The following is a 21492-nucleotide window of genomic DNA, read 5'->3' on the forward strand; positions in this document are numbered from 1 at the left end:
TGTCAATCATGTTTTCCCGTTTGAAAAATCGGTGGCCATCGGAAGCGTCACGCTGAAGGTCGTACCGCGGTTGAGCCGCGAGCGGACCCTGATGTCGCCCCGGTGGGCCAGGACGATGTGCTTGACGATCGAAAGGCCGAGGCCGGTGCCGCCGAGCTCGCGGGAACGGGCCTTGTCGACGCGGTAGAAGCGCTCGAAGATCCTGCCGAGATCCTGCTGCGGAATGCCGCATCCGTTGTCCTCCACATCGAACTGCACCGAATCACCGGTACGGAACGCGCTGAACCGGATCCTGCCGGAGCCGGCGTCGACATACTTCACGGCGTTGTCGAGCAGGTTGCGCACGACGATGCCGAGATAGGCCTCGTCGGCGTGGATGAGGGGAAGGCCCGGCGGGATGCTGACGTCGAGCTTCACCGCTTTTTTGGCGATCGCAGGCCCGAGCACCTCCATGGACTGGCCGACGACCCGGCCGAGGTCGACCGGAGCGAAGCTGTACTCGATGCGGCCGGACTCGATCCTGGAGAGATCGAGCACGTCGTTGACGAGCGCGGTGAGCTGCTCGCTCTCCTGCAGGATGATGCGAAGGAAAGCCTGCGCGTTCTCCGGATCGCCGAGGGCTCCGTCGAGCAACGTTTCGGCGTATCCCCTGATGCTGGTGAGCGGGGTGCGCAGTTCATGCGAGACGCTGGAGACGAAGTCGCGCCGGATCCGCTCGAGGTTGCGCAGGCGGGTGATGTCGTTGAGCACGAAAACGGAACCGTCGAACCCGCCATCCCGGATGACCGGCATGGAGCTGACCTGCATGGTCCGCTCTCCCTTGACGGTCGTCACCACCATCTCCGACTTCACCACGGCCGTGCGCTCGCGGTGCACCCGCTCCATCATCCCCCGCAGGCCGGGGTCCTCGAGCATCGAAAGCGGCCGGGACTGGAACATCGCTCCACTGAGGCGGAACATGCGCGAGGCTGCGGGATTGAGCAGGATGATGTCGCCGGCGGCGTCGGTCACCACGATGGCCTCGCGGATTCCGGAGAACACCGCACGGTACCACTCCTCGCTCCGGCGCATCTTGCGGACCTCTTCCGACATGAAGTTGCAGGCACGGGCAAGCATGCCGATCTCGTCGCGCCGATGCGCCGGGATGGAGCCGGAAAAGTCCCCGTGCATCCGCCGCTCGGCCATCTCGGCGATACGGCGCAGCGGACGGGCGATGAAGAACGCGGTCAGCACCACGACGCCGAGCGAAAAGAGCAGGGCGAAAAAGAGTCCGCGCTCCATCTCCTTCTTGATGCCCGCCTCGAAGGCCCGGATATCGTAGAGCGGCTTGGCGAAACGCAGCACCGCGAACGGGCGGGGAGAACCGACGGGAACTGCCATATAGAGCATCTGCTCCTTGATGGTGCTGCTGTACCGGGCATGCTCGCCGAAACTCGATGAGAGCGCCCCCTGCACCTCGGGCCGATCGGCGTGGTTTTGGATCCGCGAAAGCTTGTCGCGGTCGATGTAGGAGTCGCCGATGACCCGGCCGTCGACGGAAATGAGGGTAACCCGAAGATCGAGAATGGCACCGGTCCGGTCGGCCCAAAGATCGGGATCGGCCTCCACCCGGGCACGCAGGGAGGCATCGTCGAGCATCTCGCGGTTCAGCGCGAGCTCCCGGCGCAGCTCGGCGCCGATGCTTGCATAGAGCACCTCGCGAAGCTGCCTGCCGAGCGCAAGGTAGCTGATGATGACGGAGATGAAGACGATCAGGCCGAAAACGGCACCGAGCCGGAAGGAAACCCTAGCCTGCATCCGCCCCGTCCCCGTCTTCTTCGAACTTGTAGCCGAGCCCCCGGACCGTCTTGATCCTGGCGCCCGTCACCCCGAGCTTCTCACGGAGCCTGGTGACATGGGTGTCGATGGTGCGGGTGTTGATGCTGCGGTCGACGTCCCAGACATCGCTGAGCAGCATCTCGCGCGACTGCGCCTGCCCCTTGCGCTTGAGGAGCGCGACGAGGAGCTTGAACTCCATCAGGGTCAGCACCAGCTCGCGGCCGTCGAGGGTGACGGCGTGGCGCGAGACATCGACATCGAGCGTGCCGGAACGCAGCGCGTCGCGGGAAACGCCGCCCTGGCGCCGGTCGCGTTTCAGCACCGCCCTGACGCGCAGCGTCAGCTCCCTCGGGCTGAATGGCTTGACCACGTAGTCGTCGATGCCGAGCTCGAAGCCGAGGATCTTGTCGATCTCCTCGCCCTTTGCCGTCAGCATGATGATGGGGATGTCCTTGTAGATCTGGTGCTGTCGGATCTTGCGGCAGACGTCGAAGCCGTCGATGCCCGGCAGCATGATATCGAGCAGGATGAGATCGAAGCTGCGCTGCGAGAGCTGCTCGAAGGCGTCTTCGCCGTTTTCAGAATACTGGCATTTATATCCGGCCTTTTCCAGGTTGTATCCAACCAGTTTGGCCAGGTTGCGGTCGTCCTCCACAACGAGAATCAGCGGATCAGGCATAAGAGGGGGGATGATTAGGTTCGCAGTCCAATGTACACATATTCCTCCGTTATCCCGCCACCCCGGCCCATGGACCTCAGCCGGCCTTCCAGCAGGCGGTCTCGTGGCCGGGAGCGTATGAGACGAGCTCCGGCAGCTCCCTGCGGCATCGCTCGTCGGCCATCGGGCAGCGCGGCGCGAAGCGGCAGCCGGGCGGGACGTCGACCGCGCTCGGCACGCTCCCTTCGATCACGTGCAGCCGCTCCTCCTTCGAACCGATCCTCGGGATGGACTTGAGGAGCCCCCGGGTGTAGGGGTGCAGCGGGTTCGAGAAGATCTCCCTCACCGGCCCCTTCTCCACCACCCTCGAGCCGTACATCACCAGCACATCCTCGCAGAGTTCGGCAACGACACCGAAATCGTGGGTGATGAGCATGACGCTCATGCCGGTATCGGCCTGCAGCCGGGCGATGAGGTCGAGTATCTGCGCCTGCACGGTGACGTCGAGGGCCGTCGTCGGCTCGTCGGCGATGAGGAGCGACGGGCTGCAGGAGAGCGCCATGGCGATCATCACGCGCTGGCGCATGCCGCCGGAGAGTTCGTGCGGCCAGGCCGAAAAGCGACGTGCGGGATCGGCGATGCCGACCTGGCGCAGGAGCTCGATGGCCCGCTCCCTGGCCTCAGCCGCCGGGATGTCCCGGTGGATGAGGATCTGCTCGGTGATCTGCCGTCCGCAGGTGAAAACGGGGTTGAGGGAGCTCATGGGCTCCTGGAAGATCATGGCGATCTCGTTGCCGCGGACCCGGCGCATCTCCTCTTCCGGGAGCCGGAGCAGGTCGCGGCCCTTCCAGAGGATCTCGCCTCCGGCGAAAAAACCGGGAGGCGAAGGGATGAGGCGCATGATCGAGAGTGCGGTCACCGACTTGCCGCTGCCGGACTCGCCGACCACACCGAGCGTGCGGTTCCGGGCGATCGAGAAGCTCACCCCGTCGACCGCACGGGCCGTGCCCCGCTCGGTCGCGTAGTGGGTCCTGAGGTTTTTCAGTTCCAGAATTTTTTCCATATATAGGAGTCTTTCCCGCCCTCTCGGTTGCGCACCACCACGGCCTGTCCGGTGCGGATCATGGATGAAAATATGGTTTGTCTGCATCATATGAAAACAATTACGGGCCAAGCCCCCCCGAGCTCCCTGCTTGTCAGAAAAAAAACCCGCTTCCTCACCGAAGCCGTCAGCGGTTCCGAACCGTTCGCCCTGCTCCTGAAGGCCCTCTCCCATGCCGGAGGGAAGAAAAATTCGGTAAAGGCATCGGGCATCCGCAGCTCGCTCGGGCCCGTTCTGGCCGCAGCCCTGCACGAAGCGTGCGAGGCTCCGGTGCTGGTGCTTGCCGGCGCCCAGTCCTTCGATCTCTACGACCACGACCTCACGGCCCTCGCGCCCGGCGCTCCGGCCTGCAGCACCGCCGACGGCCTGCCGGCGGCCATCGCCGCGCTGCGCAACGGCGGCCGGCCGCTTATCCTCTCCTCCTTCGACGACCTGCGCACCCCGCTCTGCCGGCCGGAAGAGGCCGCCGGAAGGGTGTTCGCGATTGAAAAGGACCGGGACGCCGGCTATGAGGCCCTGAAAGGGTTCCTCGAGGAGAACCGCTTCGAACACCGCGAGTTCGTCGAAGATGAGGGAGAGTACTCCGTGCGCGGCTCCATCGTCGACGTCTTCCCCTACGGCACGCAGGAGCCGGTGCGCATCGAGTTCTTCGGCGACACCGTCACCTCCCTGCGCAGCTTCGACATCAACAGCCAGCTCTCCGGCCGGTCGCTCGCCTCGGCCGAACTGTCGGCGGACCTCGCAGACGGCGGGGAAGGTGCCGGCGCGACCATGCTCGACTACCTCCCCCCCGCAACACTCGTCATCGTCGACAGCCCTTCGGAACTCCTCGCCGAAGAGGACGGGGAACAGCTCGAAAACGCTCTCCGGCGCTTCACCCGCATCGAAACGGGGCCTGCCGCGGAGGACGCCGTCGACTTCGGCTCCAGCGAACAGATGAAGATCAACGCGAACTTCCGCATGTTCGCCACGAGGCTCAGCCGCGAAGGAACAGAACGCACGATCGTCTTCGCCGCATCGTCCGAACGCGAGGTCCGCGAGCTCGCCGACTTCCTCACCGAAGAAGCCGCTGAAGCCGGAGAAGAGACCCTCCGGGAGATCGCATGGGTGCCGGCCAACCTCCACAGCGGGTTCCGCTTCGGAAAGATCGACCTCTATACCGAAGCCGACATCTTCGGCAAGCTCCACTCACGCAGGGCGCGCAGGAAACGCAAGCTCAGGGGAATCTCGCTGAAAGACCTGCAGAAGCTGAAGGTCGGCGACCATGTCGTGCACGAGGACTACGGGGTGGGCATCTTCCGCTCGATGGAGAGCATCACGGCAGGAGGTTCCGAGCAGGAGTGCGTGCTGGTGGAATACGAGGGTGGCGACCAGCTCTTCGTCAACGTCCAGAACATCAACCTGCTCTCCAAGTACGCAGCGTCCGAAGGCTCGAAACCGATCCTCTCCAAGCTCGGCAGCCCGAAATGGGCGGCCAAGAAGGAGAAGGTCCGCTCGAAGATCCGCGACATCGCCATCAACCTCATCAAACTCTACGCCCAGCGCAAGATGCAGCCGGGCTTCGCCTTCGGCGAGGACTCCATCTTCATGCGCGAGTTCGAGTCCTCCTTCATCTTCGAGGAGACCCCCGACCAGCTCAAGACGATCGGAGAGGTGAAGAAGGACATGCAGGCCCCCCATCCGATGGACCGGCTCATCTGCGGCGACGCCGGGTTCGGCAAGACGGAGATCGCCATGCGGGCTGCCTTCAAGGCGGTCGAATCCAAAAAGCAGGTGGCCGTGCTCACCCCGACGACCATCCTCGCCCACCAGCACCTCGAGACCTTCCGGAAACGCTTCGAGAACTTCCCCATCTCGATCGTCATCCTCAGCCGTTTCGTTTCGAGGGCCGAACAGAAGGAGGCCATCGAGCGGATCGGCGAGGGCAAGGTCGACATCGTCATCGGCACGCACCGGCTCGTCTCGAAGGACGTCCGCTTCCGCGATCTCGGCCTGCTCGTCATCGACGAGGAACAGCACTTCGGCGTGGAGGTCAAGGAGAAGCTGCGCGAACAGTTCCCCGGCGTCGACACCCTCACCATGTCGGCCACCCCCATCCCGAGGACCCTGCAGTTCTCCATGCTCGGCGCACGCGACCTCTCCATCGTCTCCACCCCTCCGAAGAACCGCCAGCCGGTCGAGACCGTCATCACCGACTTCGACGAGGAGCTGATACGCTCGGCCATCGAACGCGAGATCTCTCGGGACGGGCAGGTCTTCTTCCTCCACAACCGGGTCGGCGGCCTCGAGGAGATGCAGCAGCGGCTGCGCAGCCTGGTCCCCCGGGCCCGCATCGTCTTCGCGCACGGCCAGATGCCGGCGCGCGAGCTCGAGAAGATCATGATGGACGTCATGCAGGGTGAGGCGGATGTGCTGATTTCGACCACCATCATCGGCTCCGGCATCGACATCTCCAACGCCAATACCATCATCATCAACCGCGCCGACATGTTCGGGCTCTCCGACCTCTACCAGCTCCGCGGAAGGGTCGGGCGCAGCGACCGCAAGGCGCACTGCTACCTGGTCACCCCTCCCCTGCACACCCTCAAGCGCGAGGCCGTCCAGCGCCTGGCCGTCATCGAAAGCTTCACCGAGCTGGGATCGGGCTTCTCCATCGCCCTGCGCGACCTCGACATCCGCGGCGCAGGCAACCTGCTCGGAGCCGAACAGTCCGGCTACATCCACGACCTCGGCTTCGACCTCTACCAGAAGATGCTCGAAGAGACGGTCGCCGAACTCAAGTCGGGCGACTTCAGCCACCTCTTCACCGGCGAGACACGGCCCGCCCTCCCGGAAAAGCCGACCGACATGGCCTTCTCGTTCGACGCGCTCATTCCCGAACACTACCTTGCGGCCACGCACGAGCGCTTCATGTTCTACGAAAAGATCTCCCGGGCATCGGGCGCCGCGGAGGTCGACGCCATCGGCCGGGAGCTCCGCGACCGGTTCGGCCCCATGCCCGAAGAGGTCCAGACCCTCCTGCTCCTCACGAAGCTCAAGCTCACAGCCTCGCCGCTCGGGCTCGAAAAGATCGACCTGCAGCCGAAAACCGCAACGCTCTTCCTCCCCGAAGCGAAGGAGGAGGGCCCACTGGCGGGAAGGGCGTTCCTGCAGCACCTCTTCACCGCCGTGCAGGAGCCCGTACTCGAACCCTATGCACCGGCGTTCAGCTTCGAGAAGAAGATGAAGCTCGTCCTCCACCACCCGGCAGGAGCCGACACGGCGCCCCCGGCGCTGCTGCGCCGATACACAGGGCTTCTACAAGAACTCGAAAGCGCTGCAGAAAAAGAGAGCGCCGCATCGAACTGATCGGGCCGCCGCCGCGCAACTTTTTGCGGCCGGCGGCGGGTTAGGGTCTCTATTGGATCATACTGCATGAACAATAGACCATATACCCCATGAAAATCATCATAAACGACCGCGAACACGAAGCTGAACAGGGCGAACGCCTGATAGATGTCGCACGCCGCGGACACGCGCACATCGGCTACTTCTGCGGCGGCAACGCAGCTTGCCAGACCTGCTACGTCACCGTCCTCGAGGGCGCCGAGCTGCTCTCTGCTCCGGGGGAGCCGGAAAAAGCGATGCTTTCGGCGCGTCTGCTTGAGGAGGGGACCAGGATGGCCTGCCTGGCCACCATCGAAAAACCCGGCACCATCCGCCTGCTCTCCGCCGTTGAAGAGGTACGGAGAATGGCCGCATCCGATCCGCTGCAGCTTCCGGCCTACTCGGCCAAGATGGGCTGGGAGGCCCTCGTCGCCCTGCCGGCGACCATCGCCATGCAGATCGGCCGCACCATCGAAGGACACTTCAACCCGATCGCCATCCTCCAGGACATGGCCGGAGCGGTGGCGGGAGCCATTGAGCTGGCCGGGCACATGCTCTTCGGAGCAGGGAGCGACGGGAAAGGGTGCGCTGAAGACTGCGCCAGAGAGGAACGCGGCAGCCGGACGAAAGAGGATACGCGCTCGGCAGCCTGAAGAAAGCGGCATGCCGGCAGAAGAAGGAAAATCTCCGCCGGTGGGGCGTGCGGTGAAATTGATTATATTTTCCCTGACGCCCCCATGAAGTGAAGCCTCGAGAAAGGAACGGATCCGGAACCGACAAACACAGGAAGCAGCCATGAACATCTACGTGAACGACAGGGCCTGCCAGGCCGAAACGGGGGATCTCCTCCTCAGCGTCGCCCAGCACAACAAAAGCCACATCGGCTACATCTGCGGAGGCAACGGCATATGCCAGTCCTGCTTCGTCTATGTGCAGGAAGGCATGGAGCACCTCTCGCCCCTGAGCGAGGTTGAGAAAGCCTGCATTTCCGACAAGCTCCTTGCAGAGGGCGGAAGGCTCGCATGCCAGACGGTCATCACCGGCGAAGGCACCGTACGGGTCCTCACCCGCGCCGAGAACCTCCGACGCATCGTGCTCGGCCTCAACGTCCCGGGCTTCATCACCTACGCCCAGACCATCGGCTACAACGTCCTCCACCAGCTGCCCTCCTGCGCCTCCTCGGCCGTCGACAGGGTCAGGAAGGGAGAGCTCAGCCCGGCCGAATCGCTCCGAAAGATCGGCAACGGCCTCGGCTACGCATCGCTCTTCGCTTCGTCAAGCTTCATGGAGACCTTCTCCTTCGTGCAGCTCCCGATCTCGATGGCGGCGGGCGGAGTGAAGGGTCTCTACGACATGGCCTCCGACACGCTCTGCAGCGTGACCGGCGGCTCGCTGCACCTTCCCGGCGGCACCTGCCGGAGCCACACTCCCCGGGAAGAGGCCACGGTCCATACGGTAACAATCTCCGGGCGCTGAACGGCGCCCGCCATCCCCTGCTAGAGATGGGCTACACCTCCGACATGGGCGGCATCGAGTACGAACTCGGCGTCAAGACCCTCGAACGCTGGCTCCTGAAGCCTGAGAAAACGATGAACATCGTCATGGGCATCCCGAGGGAGCGGACCCAGGACGAACGACGGGTGGCCATCTCTCCGGCCGGCGTACAGATTCTCACGGAACAGGGCGTCAGGGTAATCGTGGAGACGGGTGCGGGAAAGTACTGCAACTTCACCGACCGTGACTACAGCGAGGCCGGAGCCGCGATCGCAGAGAGTGCGGAGGAGCTCTGGCGGGATTCGAACCTCATCGTGAAGGTCGCGCCTCCACGCCCCGAAGAGCTGCCGCTCTTCATGCCGGGCCAGATGCTCATCTCCGCCCTCCACCTCGGCACCCTCTCGGAGAACCTCCTGAAGACCCTCATAGAGAAAAACGTCACGGCGCTGGCCTTCGAGTTCATCGAGACCCGCGACGGGGAGCTTCCGATCGTGCGGACCCTCTCGGAGATCGCCGGATCGCTGGCCGTGCAGACCGCGGCCAAGTATCTCGAAAGCGGCTACGGCGGCAGCGGCATCCTCCTCGGAGGCATCGCCGGCGTACCTCCTGCCCACATCACCATCATCGGAGCCGGCACGGTCGGGCTCTTCGCCGCGCAGGACGCGCTCGGCCTCGGCGCGCAGGTCACGGTGATCGACAAGGAGATCAACCGCCTGAGGCGGTTCGAGGCCTTCTTCAACCGCCATCTGGTCACGGCGATCGCCAACGACCACTACATAGCCGAACTGGCCCGGACCTCGGACGTGATGATCGGGGCGCTCAGCCCCAAGCAGAAGGTGCAGACCCCGCCGGTCAGCGAGGCCGTGGTGAAGACGATGAAGCCGGGATCGGTCATCGTCGACGTCTCTATCGACCAGGGAGCCTGCTTCGCCACGAGCCGGCACACCTCGCACACCAACCCCATCTACGTCAAGCACGGCGTGACCCACTACTGCGTGCCGAACATCCCCTCCGCCGTCGCAAAGACGGCATCCTTCGCCCTGACCAACACGCTCCTGCCGTTCCTGCTCAAGATGACGGAGCACGAAACCGTCTCCGACATCCTCTGGAAGAGCCACAGCCTCCGCAAAGGCACCTATATCTACAGGGGATACGTCACGCGCAGGATCCTCGAGGGGCTCACCCCCTTCCCCTACCGCGAAATCGACATGCTGCTGGCCTCCTCCGGCAGGGCCATGCCCTCCTGAGAAGAAGCTACTCGAGGGGCCGGAGCGGCCGTCCGAGCCGTGAGGCGACGAGCGAGGCGCACGACACCCCGGAATAGGTCACGGCAATCACCCCCTGGCCCGGGAAGGTGCTGTCCCCGACGGCGAAAAGGCTCTTCACCGGCGTCCGGTTCTGCGGCTTCAGAAGAATGTTCCGGCCGGGTTTCAGGAGCGGTCCGTAGGAGCCGTGCCGACGGGCGAGCCACCGCTCGTGGGTCAAGGGAGAAGCCGAGACCTTCACCTTCACCGCCCCGCCGATGCCGGGCATGAGCCTCTCCAGGCGCGCGACGAGCTCCGAGGCCATCTCCTGCTTGCGCCGGCGGTACCCTTCGCTTCCCCGCTCGAGCCCCTTCCAGCGCTCCGCACGGTCGGTGACGAACGCATGCACCACATGATGCCCTTCGGGAGCGAGCGACGGGTCGAGCAGGCTCGGGACCGAACAGTAGAGCGTCCCGCCGGGGCGCTGGTACCCCTCCCACCCGTCGACCTGCACGTGGTGGACCTCCGTCCCCTCCGGCACGCAGCGGCCTTCGACGCCGAGATAGAGCTGGAACCAGCTCGGAGCCTCGATGAAGCGACTCTCCTCCACCCTCAGGCGGGAATCGTCGAGGAGGCTGTTGAAGGTGTCCCATATGGTGGCATTGGAGATCACCGCCCGGGCGCAGAGCTCCGAGCCGTCGGCAAGGCGTACCCCGACGGCCCGGCCACCTTCGGTGAGGATCCGCTCGACCCTCGCCCCGTAACGGATCCGGCCTCCGAACTTCCCGAACCCTTCGACGAGGGCTTCGGGGATCGAGCCCGATCCTCCAAGCGGGTAGTTGATCCCGCCGTGGTGGCGGTCGGCAAGGCAGATTCCGGCGTTGACGAGCGGGGTCGCCGTGGCGTCCTGCAGGGCCCAGGCGTAGGCCTCGATATCGAAAAAGCGCAGCAGCTCCGGATCGCTGACATGGCGGCGGGCGGCCCGGCCCATCGAGCGGAGGGTCTTCAGGGCCAGCGCCCCGGTCTTCAGCGGATGCGAGGCCCCGACGGAAAGGAGGTGCCGGGGATCTTCGAGAGAACCGGCCGGCAGGGCGCTGAGGATGTCGTAGACCGACTCGAGCTCACGGTAGAACCGGCCGATCCCCTCCGCCTCGTGCGGAAACGCCTCGGTGAGCTCCCCGAGGAATCGATCCCGGTGGAAATGCGCGCGGATGTCGAGCCCACCGGGCAGGTGGTAGTGGATCTGCACGAGATCGGGCACCGAGGGAACCTCCACGCCGAGCCGGCGGAACACCCTCGTATGGAGGTTGAGCGTACCGCTCCGGCCGTTTTCGGCGAACCCGTAGAACACCGAGGCACCGGCGTCGAATGTGTAGCCCTCCCGCCGGAACGACGAGCAGCTGCCGCCGGGGTGGCGGCTCTGCTCGAGGCAGAGAACCCTGAACCCCCTTTCCTGGAGCAGGGCGGCGGCGGTCAGTCCGCCGATGCCGGCACCGATGACGAGGACGTCGAAAGCCGCATCGCAATCATTCATGGGGGGTAAGTTTAAGGGTGGACAGGGGACCTGGCTGAAAACAAATCATTTAATTTTATTTATTTTAACCATTGAGAGCAAATTGCAGATTCCCAGAAACGATTTCTGAACCAGGAAGACCGAACCCACATGAGCAGAACAGAGCAGATCCGCAAAAGCTCCCCCGAACAGAAAAAAAACGCACTCAGCCCCGAAGAACAGAAAAAACAGTCGGAATTCCAGCAGGAGGCCGTCGTCCACCTCAACGCGCTCTACAACTACGCGCTGCACCTGACGATGAACCCCGACGACGCCAACGACCTGGTACAGGAAACCTACCTCAAGGCCTATAAATTCTTCAGCTCGTTCGAGCGGGGAACAAACTGCAAGGCATGGCTGTTCAAAATCCTGAAAAACAACTACATCAACCGTTTCCGCAAGAATTCTAGGGAGCCCGGAAAAGTTGATTACGACCTGATAAAGGATTTTTACCATACCATCAAGGATACCCGCAGGGATTCGAGCGAAACGGAAACCGACTATTTCCACACCCTGCTGCATGAAGAGGTCTATACGGCCCTGCAGTCGCTCCCCGAAGAGTTCCGGGAGGTCATTCAGCTCTGCGACATCGAAGGGTTCACCTACGAAGAAATAGCCAACATGGTCGAAAGCCCCATCGGCACAGTCCGCTCCAGACTCTACCGCGGCCGCAAGCTGCTGCGTGAGCAGCTCGAGGGGTATGCGAAAAAGTTCGGCTTCAACACCGATACCGCCAGATAGCGCACAACACCCATACAGACACAACCCAACCATCTATGAATTGTAAAACAGCCCGCGTACTGATGAGCGCCGCAGTTGACGGAGAGCTCACGGGTAAGGAGGAAGAGGGGCTTCGCCTCCACCTCGCCGACTGCAGCGACTGCAGAAGGGAGTTCGAGGAGGCGAAAAAGACAAAAATGATCGTCAAGGAAAAGATCGTCCGGTTCAAGGCCCCCCAGTCCCTCATCGACTCCATCATGGACCTCTCCTTCACCATGGATAAGAAGGAAAAGAAAACGCTGATATCCGAATGATCCCCCCGAAGGGCGAGCGTGCAGGAAGCGAAATCCCTTTTTGGTTTGAATTGTATGAATTAATAGCTATATAAGCTAAGCAAACCCGCACAAGGGAAACCGCACCACTCTAGACAGTCAGCGCCCGGAGACGGGCCGCGCAACAACAGCCCTGAAATGAGCAAAACGGTCAGCATATCAGAAGAAGAGGTAAAACGCTGGAACCTCAACATGCCGGATGAAATGCTTGAAGCGGTATCGAACCGCTTCAAACTGCTCTCCGAGCCGATGAGGCTCAAGATCCTGCGGGTACTCTGTGAAAACGAACGCACGGTACAGGAAATCGTCAACGCCGTCCAGGCCAGCCAGGCCAACATCTCCAAGCACCTGGCCCTCATGCACGACAACGGCGTCGTCAACCGCCGCAAGGAAGGCCTCAAATGCTACTACCGCATCGCAGACGACAGCATCATCTACGCCTGCTTCCTGATCTCGAAAAGTGTCGTTGAAAACCTCCAGGACCGCCTCAGCTGGGTGCAGAAGGTCAACAGCAACATGAACGGCTGAGCTCCCTCCCTCCAGCTCCACAGCAGAACTTCCGGGCGGCCACGTGGCCGCCCGACTCGTTTCCGACTGACAGGAAAGTCGGACTTTTCTGTCAGAAACCTGACAACCTCTCCCGAAACATGACACATCACAGCCCGGAATCGGGTTTGGCACGCCATTTGCAGCTATTACTCCTGATGAGTCAGGTACTCAGAATCAAGTGAAAGAAAAGATCACCAACAGCTGAACCAAACAGGAGAACAGATATGCTTGTACAGTTGGCAAAAGACCCCCTGAGGCTTTTCGACGATATATGGTCAGGAAGCCAGATGCCCGCAGCACCGGCATTCAAGGTCGATATTTCCGAGAGCGCCGAAGCCTTCCACCTCGACGCGGAACTTCCCGGGATCGAGAAGGAGAAGATTGCGCTCAACATCGAGGACGACGTACTCACCATCAAAGCGGAAAGAAAGAAGGAGAGCGTGGAGAACGACAAGAACTACCATAGGGTCGAGCGCTCCTACGGAAGCTTCTCGAGAAGCTTCAACCTCGGCGAGATCATCGACCAGGAGAACATCGGGGCAGACTTCCAGAACGGCGTGCTGCACGTGACGCTGCCGAAAGCGCAACCGGTGCGCCGCACCAAGGAGATCACGATCTCCTGAGGAAAGGAAAACCGCTGAAGGGCCCCCGCGGCAGTAAAGGGGGCCCATGTTTTAACATCATAACAGAAAGGACAGACGAATCATGGGAAAAATCATCGGCATCGACCTCGGCACCACGAACTCCTGCGTCGCAGTCATGCAGGGTACGCAGCCGACCGTCATAGAGAACTCCGAGGGCAACCGCACCACGCCTTCGATGGTGGCCTTCACCAAGAACGGAGACCGCCTTGTGGGCCAGGCTGCCAAACGCCAGGCCATCACCAACCCCACGAACACCATCTTCTCGATCAAGCGTTTCGTCGGACGCAAGTTCGACGAGGTGCCCAATGAGAAGAAAATCGCACCGTACGAGGTCGTCAACGAGGGCGGCGAGGCCCGCGTGAAGATCAACGACAAGACCTACTCCCCTCAGGAGATTTCGGCGATGATCCTGCAGAAAATGAAGCAGACGGCCGAAGACTTCCTCGGCGAAAAGGTCACCGAGGCCGTCATCACCGTTCCGGCCTACTTCAACGACGCGCAGCGCCAGGCGACCAAGGACGCCGGCCGCATCGCAGGGCTTGAGGTCAAGCGCATCATCAACGAGCCGACGGCCGCCGCACTGGCTTACGGCCTCGACAAGAAGCAGTCCAACGAGAAGGTCGCGGTCTTCGATCTCGGCGGCGGCACCTTCGACATCTCGATCCTCGAACTCGGCGACGGCGTCTTCGAGGTGAAGTCCACCGACGGCGACACCCATCTCGGCGGAGACGACTTCGACCAGAAGATCATCGACTTCCTGGCCGACGAGTTCAAGAAACAGGAGGGCGTCGACCTTCGCAACGACCCGATCGCGCTGCAGCGCCTGAAAGAGGCTGGAGAGAAGGCCAAGATCGAGCTCTCCTCGAGGACCGACACGGAGATCAACCTCCCCTTCATCACGGCGACCCCCGAGGGGCCGAAGCACCTGGTCATCAACCTCACCCGCGCCAAGTTCGAAGGCATGTGTTCCGATCTTTTCGACAAGATCCTCGAGCCCTGCCGCCGCGCGGTGAAGAACTCGAAGGTGGATTTCAAGGAGATCGACGAGATCGTCCTTGTGGGCGGTTCGACGCGTATTCCGAAGGTACAGTCCCTCGTCAAGGAGTTCTTCGGCAAGGAGCCCAACAGGAGCGTGAACCCCGATGAGGTCGTCGCAATCGGCGCAGCCATCCAGGGCGGCGTGCTGAAGGGCGACGTCACCGACGTGCTGCTGCTCGACGTTACCCCGCTTTCACTCGGCATCGAGACCATGGGCGGCGTGATGACGAGGCTCATCGACGCAAACACCACCATCCCGACCCGCAAGCAGGAGGTCTTCTCCACGGCCGGCGACAACCAGACCTCCGTCGAAGTCCACGTGCTGCAGGGCGAGCGCCCGATGGCCACCGACAACAAGACGCTCGGACGCTTCCACCTCGGCGACATCCCGCCGGCGCCGCGCGGCATGCCCCAGATCGAGGTCACCTTCGACATCGACTCGAACGGCATCCTGAACGTCTCGGCAAAGGACAAGGCTACCGGCAAGGAGCAGAGCATCAAGATCGAATCCTCCAGCAAGCTTTCCGACGCCGAGGTCGAGAAGATGAAGGAGGACGCCAAGCTCCATGCCGAAGAGGACCAGAAGCGCAAGGAGGAGATCGAGGTCAAGAACTCCGCCGACGCACTCATCTTCAGCACCGAAAAGCAGCTCTCCGAGCTCGGCGAGAAGATCCCGGCCGACAAGAAGCCCCAGGTCGAAGGCGCGCTTGAGAAGCTGAAGGACGCCCACAAGAACGGCACCATCGAGTCGATCAAAAGCGCGATGGAAGAGCTCTCGAAGGTATGGGCCGAGGTCGCCTCGAACCTCTACCAGGGCGAGGAACCGGGTGCCGGCGCTCCTGAGGGCGGGGCCCCGTCCGACGGCGGCTCGAAGAAAGGCCAGGACGGCGCTGTCGAGAACGCCGAATACGAGGTGATCGACGGCGACGAAAAATAACGAAGCCGCCGGCATCGCAGTACCTTCAAAGGGATTCCGTTACGGGAATCCCTTTGTTATTTATTCCTGTTTTAGTAATTTAGAAGCTATTGAAGGCATGATGCCGGAACAGAAGGCGTCAACTTTGCTAATCAAACCGCACCAGCGATGCAATCTCAGCTCAGCCGACCCTTCACCGCACCCAACCAGGTTCGTGCAAGCGTTTCGGGCCCCTGGTCCGGCAACGCCGTCCACAAAGTGGAGAAGTACTTCATCACCTCCGCCAAGCGCGACCGCAACGGAGCCCTTCAACTCTCCATCAGCCCCGCGGCAGGACGCAGGAAACTGCTCCCGACCAAGCTGATGGTCGACAAGGTCATGAACGGAGAGATCGACCTCTACGTCATGAGCACCCTTCCCGACATCGGCATCAACCTCAGCCAGAAAATCCTCGACAACGAGAACCGCTACGTCATCGACTTCGACAACCGCGGCGTCAAGTGGACCATGCGCGACATCCCCGTCTTCTACGACAGCATCAAGCGCCAGCTTGCCGTCGAGATCGACCGCCAGACCTATTCGCTCGACGAGTTCTTCAAGTAAGGACTCCAGAGAGCCGGGACCAGTAAAGCGAGAAAGCCATCCATCAGGGTGGCTTTCCTGCTGTTCGGCCCGCCTCCTTCCTCTCTTCGCCATTGACGAACGGCCGGTTGGCTGCGTATCTTTCCACCGTAAGAAAAACGAAGCCTCCATTCAACCCCAGCCCATTACGACCATGGCACTCACCATCACCAACGAATGCACCTACTGCGGCGCCTGCGAACCGGAATGCCCGGTCAACGCCATCAGCGCCGGCGACGACGTCTACCAGATCGATCCGGCGGCCTGCACCCAGTGCGAAGGGTATGCCGAGAACCCGGCATGCGTTTCGGTCTGTCCGGCCGAATGCATCGTAAGCGCATGAAGCCGAGGGCAACGGCCGCCGGTCCCGAACAGGGGACGGCGGCAGCCCCCTACCCTTCCGCCGTCTTTTTCCCCACCCCTTTACCGAGATCCTGCACCCCGACTATTTCGGCAACCTCGTACGAGAGCGCCTCAACAGTACCTCCCACCTCGACCGTCACCGGCCCCCTGAAGGGAGCCTTTTTCAACACCCTGCAGGGGGCGCCCGGTATGAACCCGACGCCGAAGGCGTATTTGAGCAGATCGGGATCCGAGGTGCCGAGCTCCGCCACCATGACCTCCTCCCCCTCTCCGGTTTCGGCAAGTGAGGCCAGGTCGGAATCGGCGACGGAGCCGTCCCGCGTCGGAACAGGGTGGCCGTGCGGATCGCGCTCAGGGTAACCGAGCAACCGGTTCAGCTCGTCGGCCAGGCGGTCCGAAATGACATGCTCGAGGCGGCAGGCCTCTTCATGGAGCTCCTCTATGGCGTAACCGGCCTCTTCATACAGGAAGGTCTCGAGCAGCCGCCTCTTCCTGAGCGTCCCGAGGGCCCGGAGCCGTCCTTTCCCGGTCAGGGAGACCTGCTCCCGCCACTCGTGGCGGAGAAAGCCCTCGTCGGCGAGCCGCCTGACCTTTTCGGAAACGGTCGAGAGGCTGAAACCCATATGCCGGGCGATGGCTCCGATCGAGGTCTGGGAGGTTTTTTCCGTCAGGCGGTACACCGCCTGGAGATACATTTCGCTGGATTCTGTCAGCATATGGATTCGGTGTTATGCGTATTCAAAAAAAACACCCCCGGCACAAAGGAGGGAAGCCGGGGGAAAGGCCCCAGGCGCCGTGGCAACGGAAACGGAGAAACTCCCCGCCGGACGCATGAAGCAAATCATTCAGGCGCAGCGGTGGATGGCGACAGGGCCGGACTCCGCCCCCACCTTCTTCAGATAGCGCCCGCACTGGTTGCGGATGCCGTAGCCGAGCATGGAACCCAGGACAAAATCCTCCTCGGGGGTCATCTCCACGAGCTTCTTGCCGCGAGTGATCTCGCGCACCACGGCCACGCACTCGGGCGCCCCGAAATAGATATTGACCTTGTCGGGGAGGCAGGGCTGAAGATGGAACTCGATGCCGAAACGGCGGAGCTTCCCGGTGGCCTCCCCGATACACGCAGCCGGCAGGGTGTGCATCACGAGGCTGCGGAGCCCCTTGCGGTACTCGTAGATGTGGTGGATGAGGACTTTCATGACATTCTCCTTTGTCTTGTGCAGGGCCGCGGGGGCCCCAGGGACCCTCCGCAGCGTTGCGGGTTATGGTTCAGCGACGGGTATGATGGTCGCAATGGTGCGGCCCGTCATGGGCGTCATGCGCCTCGTGGCGCCCCGGAACCGGACCCATCTGCAGGAACATCGGCTGCTGCCGGTGGTGCTCGTGACGGAGCACCGACTTGCGGACCTCCTCGTCGAAACGGAAGAGCGCGCGGCCGTCGACGGTGTTGATGATGCGCGCCTTGTGCAGCAGGGTGCCGAAGACGTGCTCCTCCTCATGCTGCTCGGCCACGTACCACTGCAGGAACTGGAACGTTGAATAATCCTTCTCCGCGAGGGCCGTGTCGACCACGTCGTTGATGCTTTCGGTGATCTTGAGCTCATGGGCGTATGCGGCCTCGAGCAGTTCGATATGCGTTGCCCACGTCGGGGCCGCGATCTCGACATTGCCGACGAGGGCGAGCGCGCCGGTCTCGTTGATGTAGTCGAAGAGCTTCATCATGTGCTGGCGTTCTTCATCGGCATGCCGCCGGAAGAAGGCCGCGGCGCTCTCGAGCTCCTGCGAGATCAGCCACGAGCTCATCTGGAGGTAGAGGTGGGCCGAAACGGCCTCGAGGTTGACCTGCCGGTTCAGTTTTTCGAGAATGGTGTCCTTGAGCATTGCGTTCATGGTTTATTGTTGAAGAAAACCGCCTCGCGGCGCGAACTATACAAGGGACTGGAGCTGCCCGACCCACTGCTGGACCCGGTCGGCCGTCAGCTCGTCCTGGTTGTCGGCGTCAAGGGCAAGGCCGACGAACCGCCCGTCGCGCACGGCCTGCGACCCGGCGTACTCGTATCCCTCCACCGGCCAGGCGCCGACGACCCGCGCGCCCCGCTCGACAAGCCGGTCGTAGATCGCCCCCATGCCGTCGAGATACCAGTCGCCGTAGGAGAACTGGTCCCCGAGCCCGAAAAGGGCGACCGTCCTGGAGGAGAAATCGATCCTCTCGAACCCCGGAAGGAACGCCCGCCAGTCGTCCTGCAGCTCCCCTGCCCCCCAGGTCGAGGTGCCGAGGATGAGCGTGTCGTAGCCGGCAAAATCTTCCGGCGAAGCGGAAGCGATGTCGCGCACGTCGGCCGCCCCGACGCCCAACGCCGCGGCGATGAGGTTGGCGGCGGCCTCGGTGTTGCCGGTCTGCGTCCCGAAGAAAATCCCTGTTCTTTTCATGGTTTCTCGTTGTTCAATGGTTGTCTGAAAAAAAACGCTCCGTACAGGCGGGACTCAGCCCTCCATGCCGCTTCCGGGCATCGCGAGCCTGGCGGCGAGCTCGGCAATCCCGATCTCGTCCGAAACAGCCTCCCCGATGACCCTGCTGAAGAGCGCAAACTCCTTCCAGGGCACGCTGAGCGTCACGATCCCCAGCATGATGACGAAGGGAAGCCGATAGCCGTCCCTGTTGAGCTCGGGCCCCTTGCGCTCCCTCAGGAGGCACTCCTCCATGATGCGCATGAGCGCGTTGCGGCCGACCTTCACCACCGCATGGCGGTAGTGGATATGATGAGCCCCGCAGGAACACCGGCTGACGAAACAGCGCACGCCGGAATCCGGGTCCCCCGACTGACAGGATTGGTTCATGGGCCCTCTTATTTAGATTTTATATAAATAGTGGGGCGGGCAAAAAAAAGCCTGCCCTCACGCCTCTCCACCCGACCACAGGTAGCGCGCAGCGCCATGGGAGGAACATCCTCCGCAGCAGGACGGGCCGCACGGCTTCGGAGGTACAAGGGCGACGCGCCCTTTCCGGATCCAGTGCTCGAGCATCGACTCGACGAGCGAAGGGTCGGCATCGAAATGCCGGGAAAGCTCCGGCAGCGTTGCGCCGCCGTTCTCTGCGAGGTACTGCCTGATGGCCGAAAGAGTCATAAGCGGTCGAGGTTTTGTTGATACAATAACGGGAAGGGGCCACACACGAGCCCCTTCCCGGAAGCGGAAGAGGGTCTCAGTTCGCCCCTGCTCCGCTCTTTTTGAACCAGCCGTTTCCGGCCGCATACATGATGCCGACGGAGCCGGCAAGCACCGCCGCCACGGAGAGCACCCAGGCGGCCGAAGAGCCGGGATGGGCCGACCACGTCCCGATCTGGTAGGCGAGCACCGCAAAGATCCAGGCCAGGCCGGTCGTCCAGGCTCCGGCAAACAGGGTCCAGGCGAGGTTCGTCTCCCGGTAGACCGCCGCGATGGCGGCAACGCAGGGGAAGTAGAGCAGGATGAACACCAGGTAGGCGAACGCGCCTGCCGTGCCGTCGAAGAGCCCCACCATCGAACCGAAGATCGAGGAACCGACCTCGTTCTCCTCGGCGAACGCCTCGGAATCCGAAACATCCCCCACCGAGATGCCGAGCGGGTCGAGCATCGAACCGGCCACGCCGGAAAGGTTATCGGGAATGGTGCCGAGCGCCTCGGCGAAAGCCCCGGGAAGCGAGAACGCCTCCTCCTCTTCGAGGCCTCCATCACCCGCCGCCGCGGCCGCCTCATCGGCATCCATCCGGGCGTAGAGGTTGTCGAGGGTGCCGACGACGGCCTCCTTGGCGAAAACGCCGGTGAAGAGCCCAACCGCGGCGGGCCAGTTCTCCTCGCTCACGCCGAAGGGCGCAAACACCGGGGAGATGGCCTTGCCCGTCGCCGACAGCACCGAGTTCTCAGTGTCCTCGTTGCCGAACGAGCCGTCGGTCCCTATGGAGTTCATGAGACTGAGCACCATGATGACGGGAACAAGCACCTGGCCGGCCCTGACGATGAAGGAGCGCAAACGGTCCCATACCCTCAGGAACACGCCCCTGAAGCTCGGCATATGCCACGGGGGCATCTCCATGATGAAGGGGGAGGCGTCGCCCTTGAGCAGGGTGTTCTTGAGGATGAATCCCGTCATGACCGCCACGGCGATGCCGAGCAGATAGAGCAGGAACACGAGGTTCTGCCCTCCGACCGGGAAGAAGGCGACGGCGAAGAGCGCGAACACCGGCATCCTGGCGCCGCAAGACATGAACGGAACCATCATGATGGTCATGATCCGGTCGCGCCGGTCGCTCATCGTCCTGGCGGCCATCACGGCCGGCACGTTGCAGCCGAACCCGACGAGCAGCGGGATGAAGGCCTTGCCGGGAAGGCCGATCGCCCGCATGCCGCGATCCATCACGTAGGCCGCGCGCGACATGTAGCCGGAATCCTCGAGAAAGGAGAGGAAAAGGAACATGAAGGCGATCGGCGGAATGAAGGTCGCCATGGTCTGCAGGGCGCCGCCGAAGCCGGTCGAAAGGATGGCCGTCAGCCACTCCGGGGAGCCGGCCGACGAAAGCAGGAGAGCGAACCCGTCGACGAAGAGCGCTCCCGCGGCAATGTCGAAGAAATCGATGAACGAACCGCCCACGTTGATCGTGAAGAGGAACATCAGGTACATCACGAGAAGGAATATCGGGATGCCGAGATAACGGTTGAGCACCACGGCGTCGATCCTGTCGCTCAGCGTACGGCCTGCCGCCGCCCTCCTGCGCACCGCCGTGGCGGTAATGGTGGCGATGAACCGGTAGTGGGCGTCCGCGATGGCGATGTCGGCATCGTCCCCGAGCGCAGAGGAGAGCTCCCCCCGGGCCTTTTCGGCAATGGAGGAAGCGCCGTCGAGCCGCTCCTCGAGCAGCTGGTCGCCCTCGAGCACCTTGAGCGCGAACCAGTCGGCGTCATGGTGGGCGACCACTAGTGTCCGGTTGTTGAAAAAATAAATCCCTGCAAAGCGTTATAAGAGAATAATATACGGCGACTTTTTCTCGTTACCGATTTCAAATCGCCTGCTATCTTTGATCATTTCATAATTCTCAGCA

The 21492-nt window shown here is 62.6% G+C and carries 21 protein-coding genes and 1 pseudogene; 11 read left to right on the plus strand and 11 right to left on the minus strand.

Annotated features, from left to right (window positions below):
* Window positions 1–6: 6 nt before the first annotated feature.
* The 3 genes from E0L29_RS08725 to E0L29_RS08735 form a co-directional block, all read right to left on the minus strand.
* A complete protein-coding gene (locus E0L29_RS08725; RefSeq protein ID WP_131357809.1) occupies window positions 7–1797 on the minus strand; it encodes an ATP-binding protein in 1791 nt (596 codons plus the stop codon).
* A complete protein-coding gene (locus tag E0L29_RS08730) occupies window positions 1787–2497 on the minus strand; it encodes a response regulator transcription factor (protein ID WP_131357812.1) in 711 nt (236 codons plus the stop codon). The genes E0L29_RS08725 and E0L29_RS08730 overlap by 11 nt, the downstream gene beginning before the upstream one ends.
* Window positions 2498–2573: 76 nt before the next feature.
* Window positions 2574–3539: an ABC transporter ATP-binding protein gene (locus E0L29_RS08735; RefSeq protein ID WP_131357815.1), complete on the minus strand. Its 966-nt coding sequence runs from the start codon at window positions 3537–3539 to the stop codon at window positions 2574–2576.
* 90 nt (window positions 3540–3629) lie between these two features.
* Here E0L29_RS08735 and mfd point away from each other — a divergent pair, with 90 nt between their 5' ends.
* The 4 genes from mfd to E0L29_RS08755 all read left to right on the plus strand — a co-directional run bounded on the left by mfd (window position 3630) and on the right by E0L29_RS08755 (window position 9685).
* Window positions 3630–6926, plus strand: coding sequence for a transcription-repair coupling factor (mfd, locus tag E0L29_RS08740; RefSeq protein ID WP_242664340.1), 3297 nt, complete (start codon window positions 3630–3632; stop codon window positions 6924–6926).
* Window positions 6927–7015: 89 nt separating this feature from the next.
* Window positions 7016–7597: a 2Fe-2S iron-sulfur cluster-binding protein gene (locus tag E0L29_RS08745; protein ID WP_131357821.1), complete on the plus strand. Its 582-nt coding sequence runs from the start codon at window positions 7016–7018 to the stop codon at window positions 7595–7597.
* A gap of 142 nt (window positions 7598–7739) precedes the next feature.
* Window positions 7740–8420: a 2Fe-2S iron-sulfur cluster-binding protein gene (locus E0L29_RS08750; protein ID WP_131357824.1), complete on the plus strand. Its 681-nt coding sequence runs from the start codon at window positions 7740–7742 to the stop codon at window positions 8418–8420.
* A gap of 26 nt (window positions 8421–8446) precedes the next feature.
* The gene (locus tag E0L29_RS08755) at window positions 8447–9685 is read left to right on the plus strand and encodes an alanine dehydrogenase (protein WP_165498864.1); all 1239 of its coding nucleotides are present in this window, start codon (window positions 8447–8449) and stop codon (window positions 9683–9685) included.
* Between the two features lie 7 nt (window positions 9686–9692).
* Here E0L29_RS08755 and E0L29_RS08760 read toward each other — a convergent pair whose 3' ends face one another.
* Complete coding sequence (locus E0L29_RS08760) at window positions 9693–11216, minus strand: FAD-dependent oxidoreductase (RefSeq protein WP_131357827.1); 1524 nt, start codon at window positions 11214–11216, stop codon at window positions 9693–9695.
* Between the two features lie 129 nt (window positions 11217–11345).
* On the opposite strand from E0L29_RS08760, the gene E0L29_RS08765 reads away from it, so the two are divergent.
* From E0L29_RS08765 to E0L29_RS08795, 7 genes are all read left to right on the plus strand, one after another.
* Window positions 11346–11975, plus strand: coding sequence for a sigma-70 family RNA polymerase sigma factor (locus E0L29_RS08765; RefSeq protein ID WP_131357830.1), 630 nt, complete (start codon window positions 11346–11348; stop codon window positions 11973–11975).
* Window positions 11976–12010: 35 nt separating this feature from the next.
* The gene (locus E0L29_RS08770; protein ID WP_131357833.1) at window positions 12011–12268 is read left to right on the plus strand and encodes an anti-sigma factor; all 258 of its coding nucleotides are present in this window, start codon (window positions 12011–12013) and stop codon (window positions 12266–12268) included.
* 156 nt (window positions 12269–12424) lie between these two features.
* Entirely contained in the window at window positions 12425–12814 is a 390-nt protein-coding gene (locus E0L29_RS08775) for a metalloregulator ArsR/SmtB family transcription factor (RefSeq protein ID WP_131357838.1), read from the plus strand.
* Between the two features lie 245 nt (window positions 12815–13059).
* Window positions 13060–13458, plus strand: coding sequence for an Hsp20/alpha crystallin family protein (locus E0L29_RS08780; protein ID WP_131357841.1), 399 nt, complete (start codon window positions 13060–13062; stop codon window positions 13456–13458).
* Between the two features lie 82 nt (window positions 13459–13540).
* Window positions 13541–15454 (plus strand): molecular chaperone DnaK, encoded by a 1914-nt coding sequence (gene dnaK, locus E0L29_RS08785; protein ID WP_131357844.1) that lies wholly within the window; start codon window positions 13541–13543, stop codon window positions 15452–15454.
* A gap of 147 nt (window positions 15455–15601) precedes the next feature.
* Window positions 15602–16036: a photosystem P840 reaction center protein PscD gene (gene pscD / locus E0L29_RS08790; protein WP_131357848.1), complete on the plus strand. Its 435-nt coding sequence runs from the start codon at window positions 15602–15604 to the stop codon at window positions 16034–16036.
* A gap of 172 nt (window positions 16037–16208) precedes the next feature.
* Window positions 16209–16397, plus strand: a complete 189-nt coding sequence (locus E0L29_RS08795) for a 4Fe-4S binding protein (protein ID WP_131357850.1) — start codon at window positions 16209–16211, stop codon at window positions 16395–16397.
* A gap of 49 nt (window positions 16398–16446) precedes the next feature.
* Here E0L29_RS08795 and E0L29_RS08800 read toward each other — a convergent pair whose 3' ends face one another.
* From E0L29_RS08800 to feoB, 7 genes and pseudogenes are all read right to left on the minus strand, one after another.
* Window positions 16447–17133, minus strand: coding sequence for a metal-dependent transcriptional regulator (locus E0L29_RS08800; protein ID WP_131357853.1), 687 nt, complete (start codon window positions 17131–17133; stop codon window positions 16447–16449).
* 129 nt (window positions 17134–17262) lie between these two features.
* Window positions 17263–17616 (minus strand): DUF2023 family protein, encoded by a 354-nt coding sequence (locus E0L29_RS08805; RefSeq protein WP_131357855.1) that lies wholly within the window; start codon window positions 17614–17616, stop codon window positions 17263–17265.
* 70 nt (window positions 17617–17686) lie between these two features.
* On the minus strand, window positions 17687–18307 hold the full coding sequence (locus tag E0L29_RS08810) for a ferritin (protein WP_242664341.1): 621 nt from the start codon (window positions 18305–18307) through the stop codon (window positions 17687–17689).
* A 36-nt stretch (window positions 18308–18343) separates the two neighbouring features.
* A complete protein-coding gene (locus tag E0L29_RS08815) occupies window positions 18344–18847 on the minus strand; it encodes a flavodoxin (protein ID WP_131357858.1) in 504 nt (167 codons plus the stop codon).
* Window positions 18848–18901: 54 nt separating this feature from the next.
* Entirely contained in the window at window positions 18902–19255 is a 354-nt protein-coding gene (locus E0L29_RS08820; RefSeq protein ID WP_131357861.1) for a hypothetical protein, read from the minus strand.
* A 57-nt stretch (window positions 19256–19312) separates the two neighbouring features.
* Window positions 19313–19543, minus strand: coding sequence for a FeoC-like transcriptional regulator (locus E0L29_RS08825; protein WP_131357864.1), 231 nt, complete (start codon window positions 19541–19543; stop codon window positions 19313–19315).
* 76 nt (window positions 19544–19619) lie between these two features.
* Window positions 19620–21356: pseudogene (feoB, locus tag E0L29_RS08830) on the minus strand (ferrous iron transport protein B); the annotation flags it as partial.
* Window positions 21357–21492 lie beyond the last annotated feature (136 nt).

This window comes from Chlorobium sp. N1 (assembly GCF_004332115.1).
Lineage (GTDB): Bacteria > Bacteroidota > Chlorobiia > Chlorobiales > Chlorobiaceae > Chlorobium.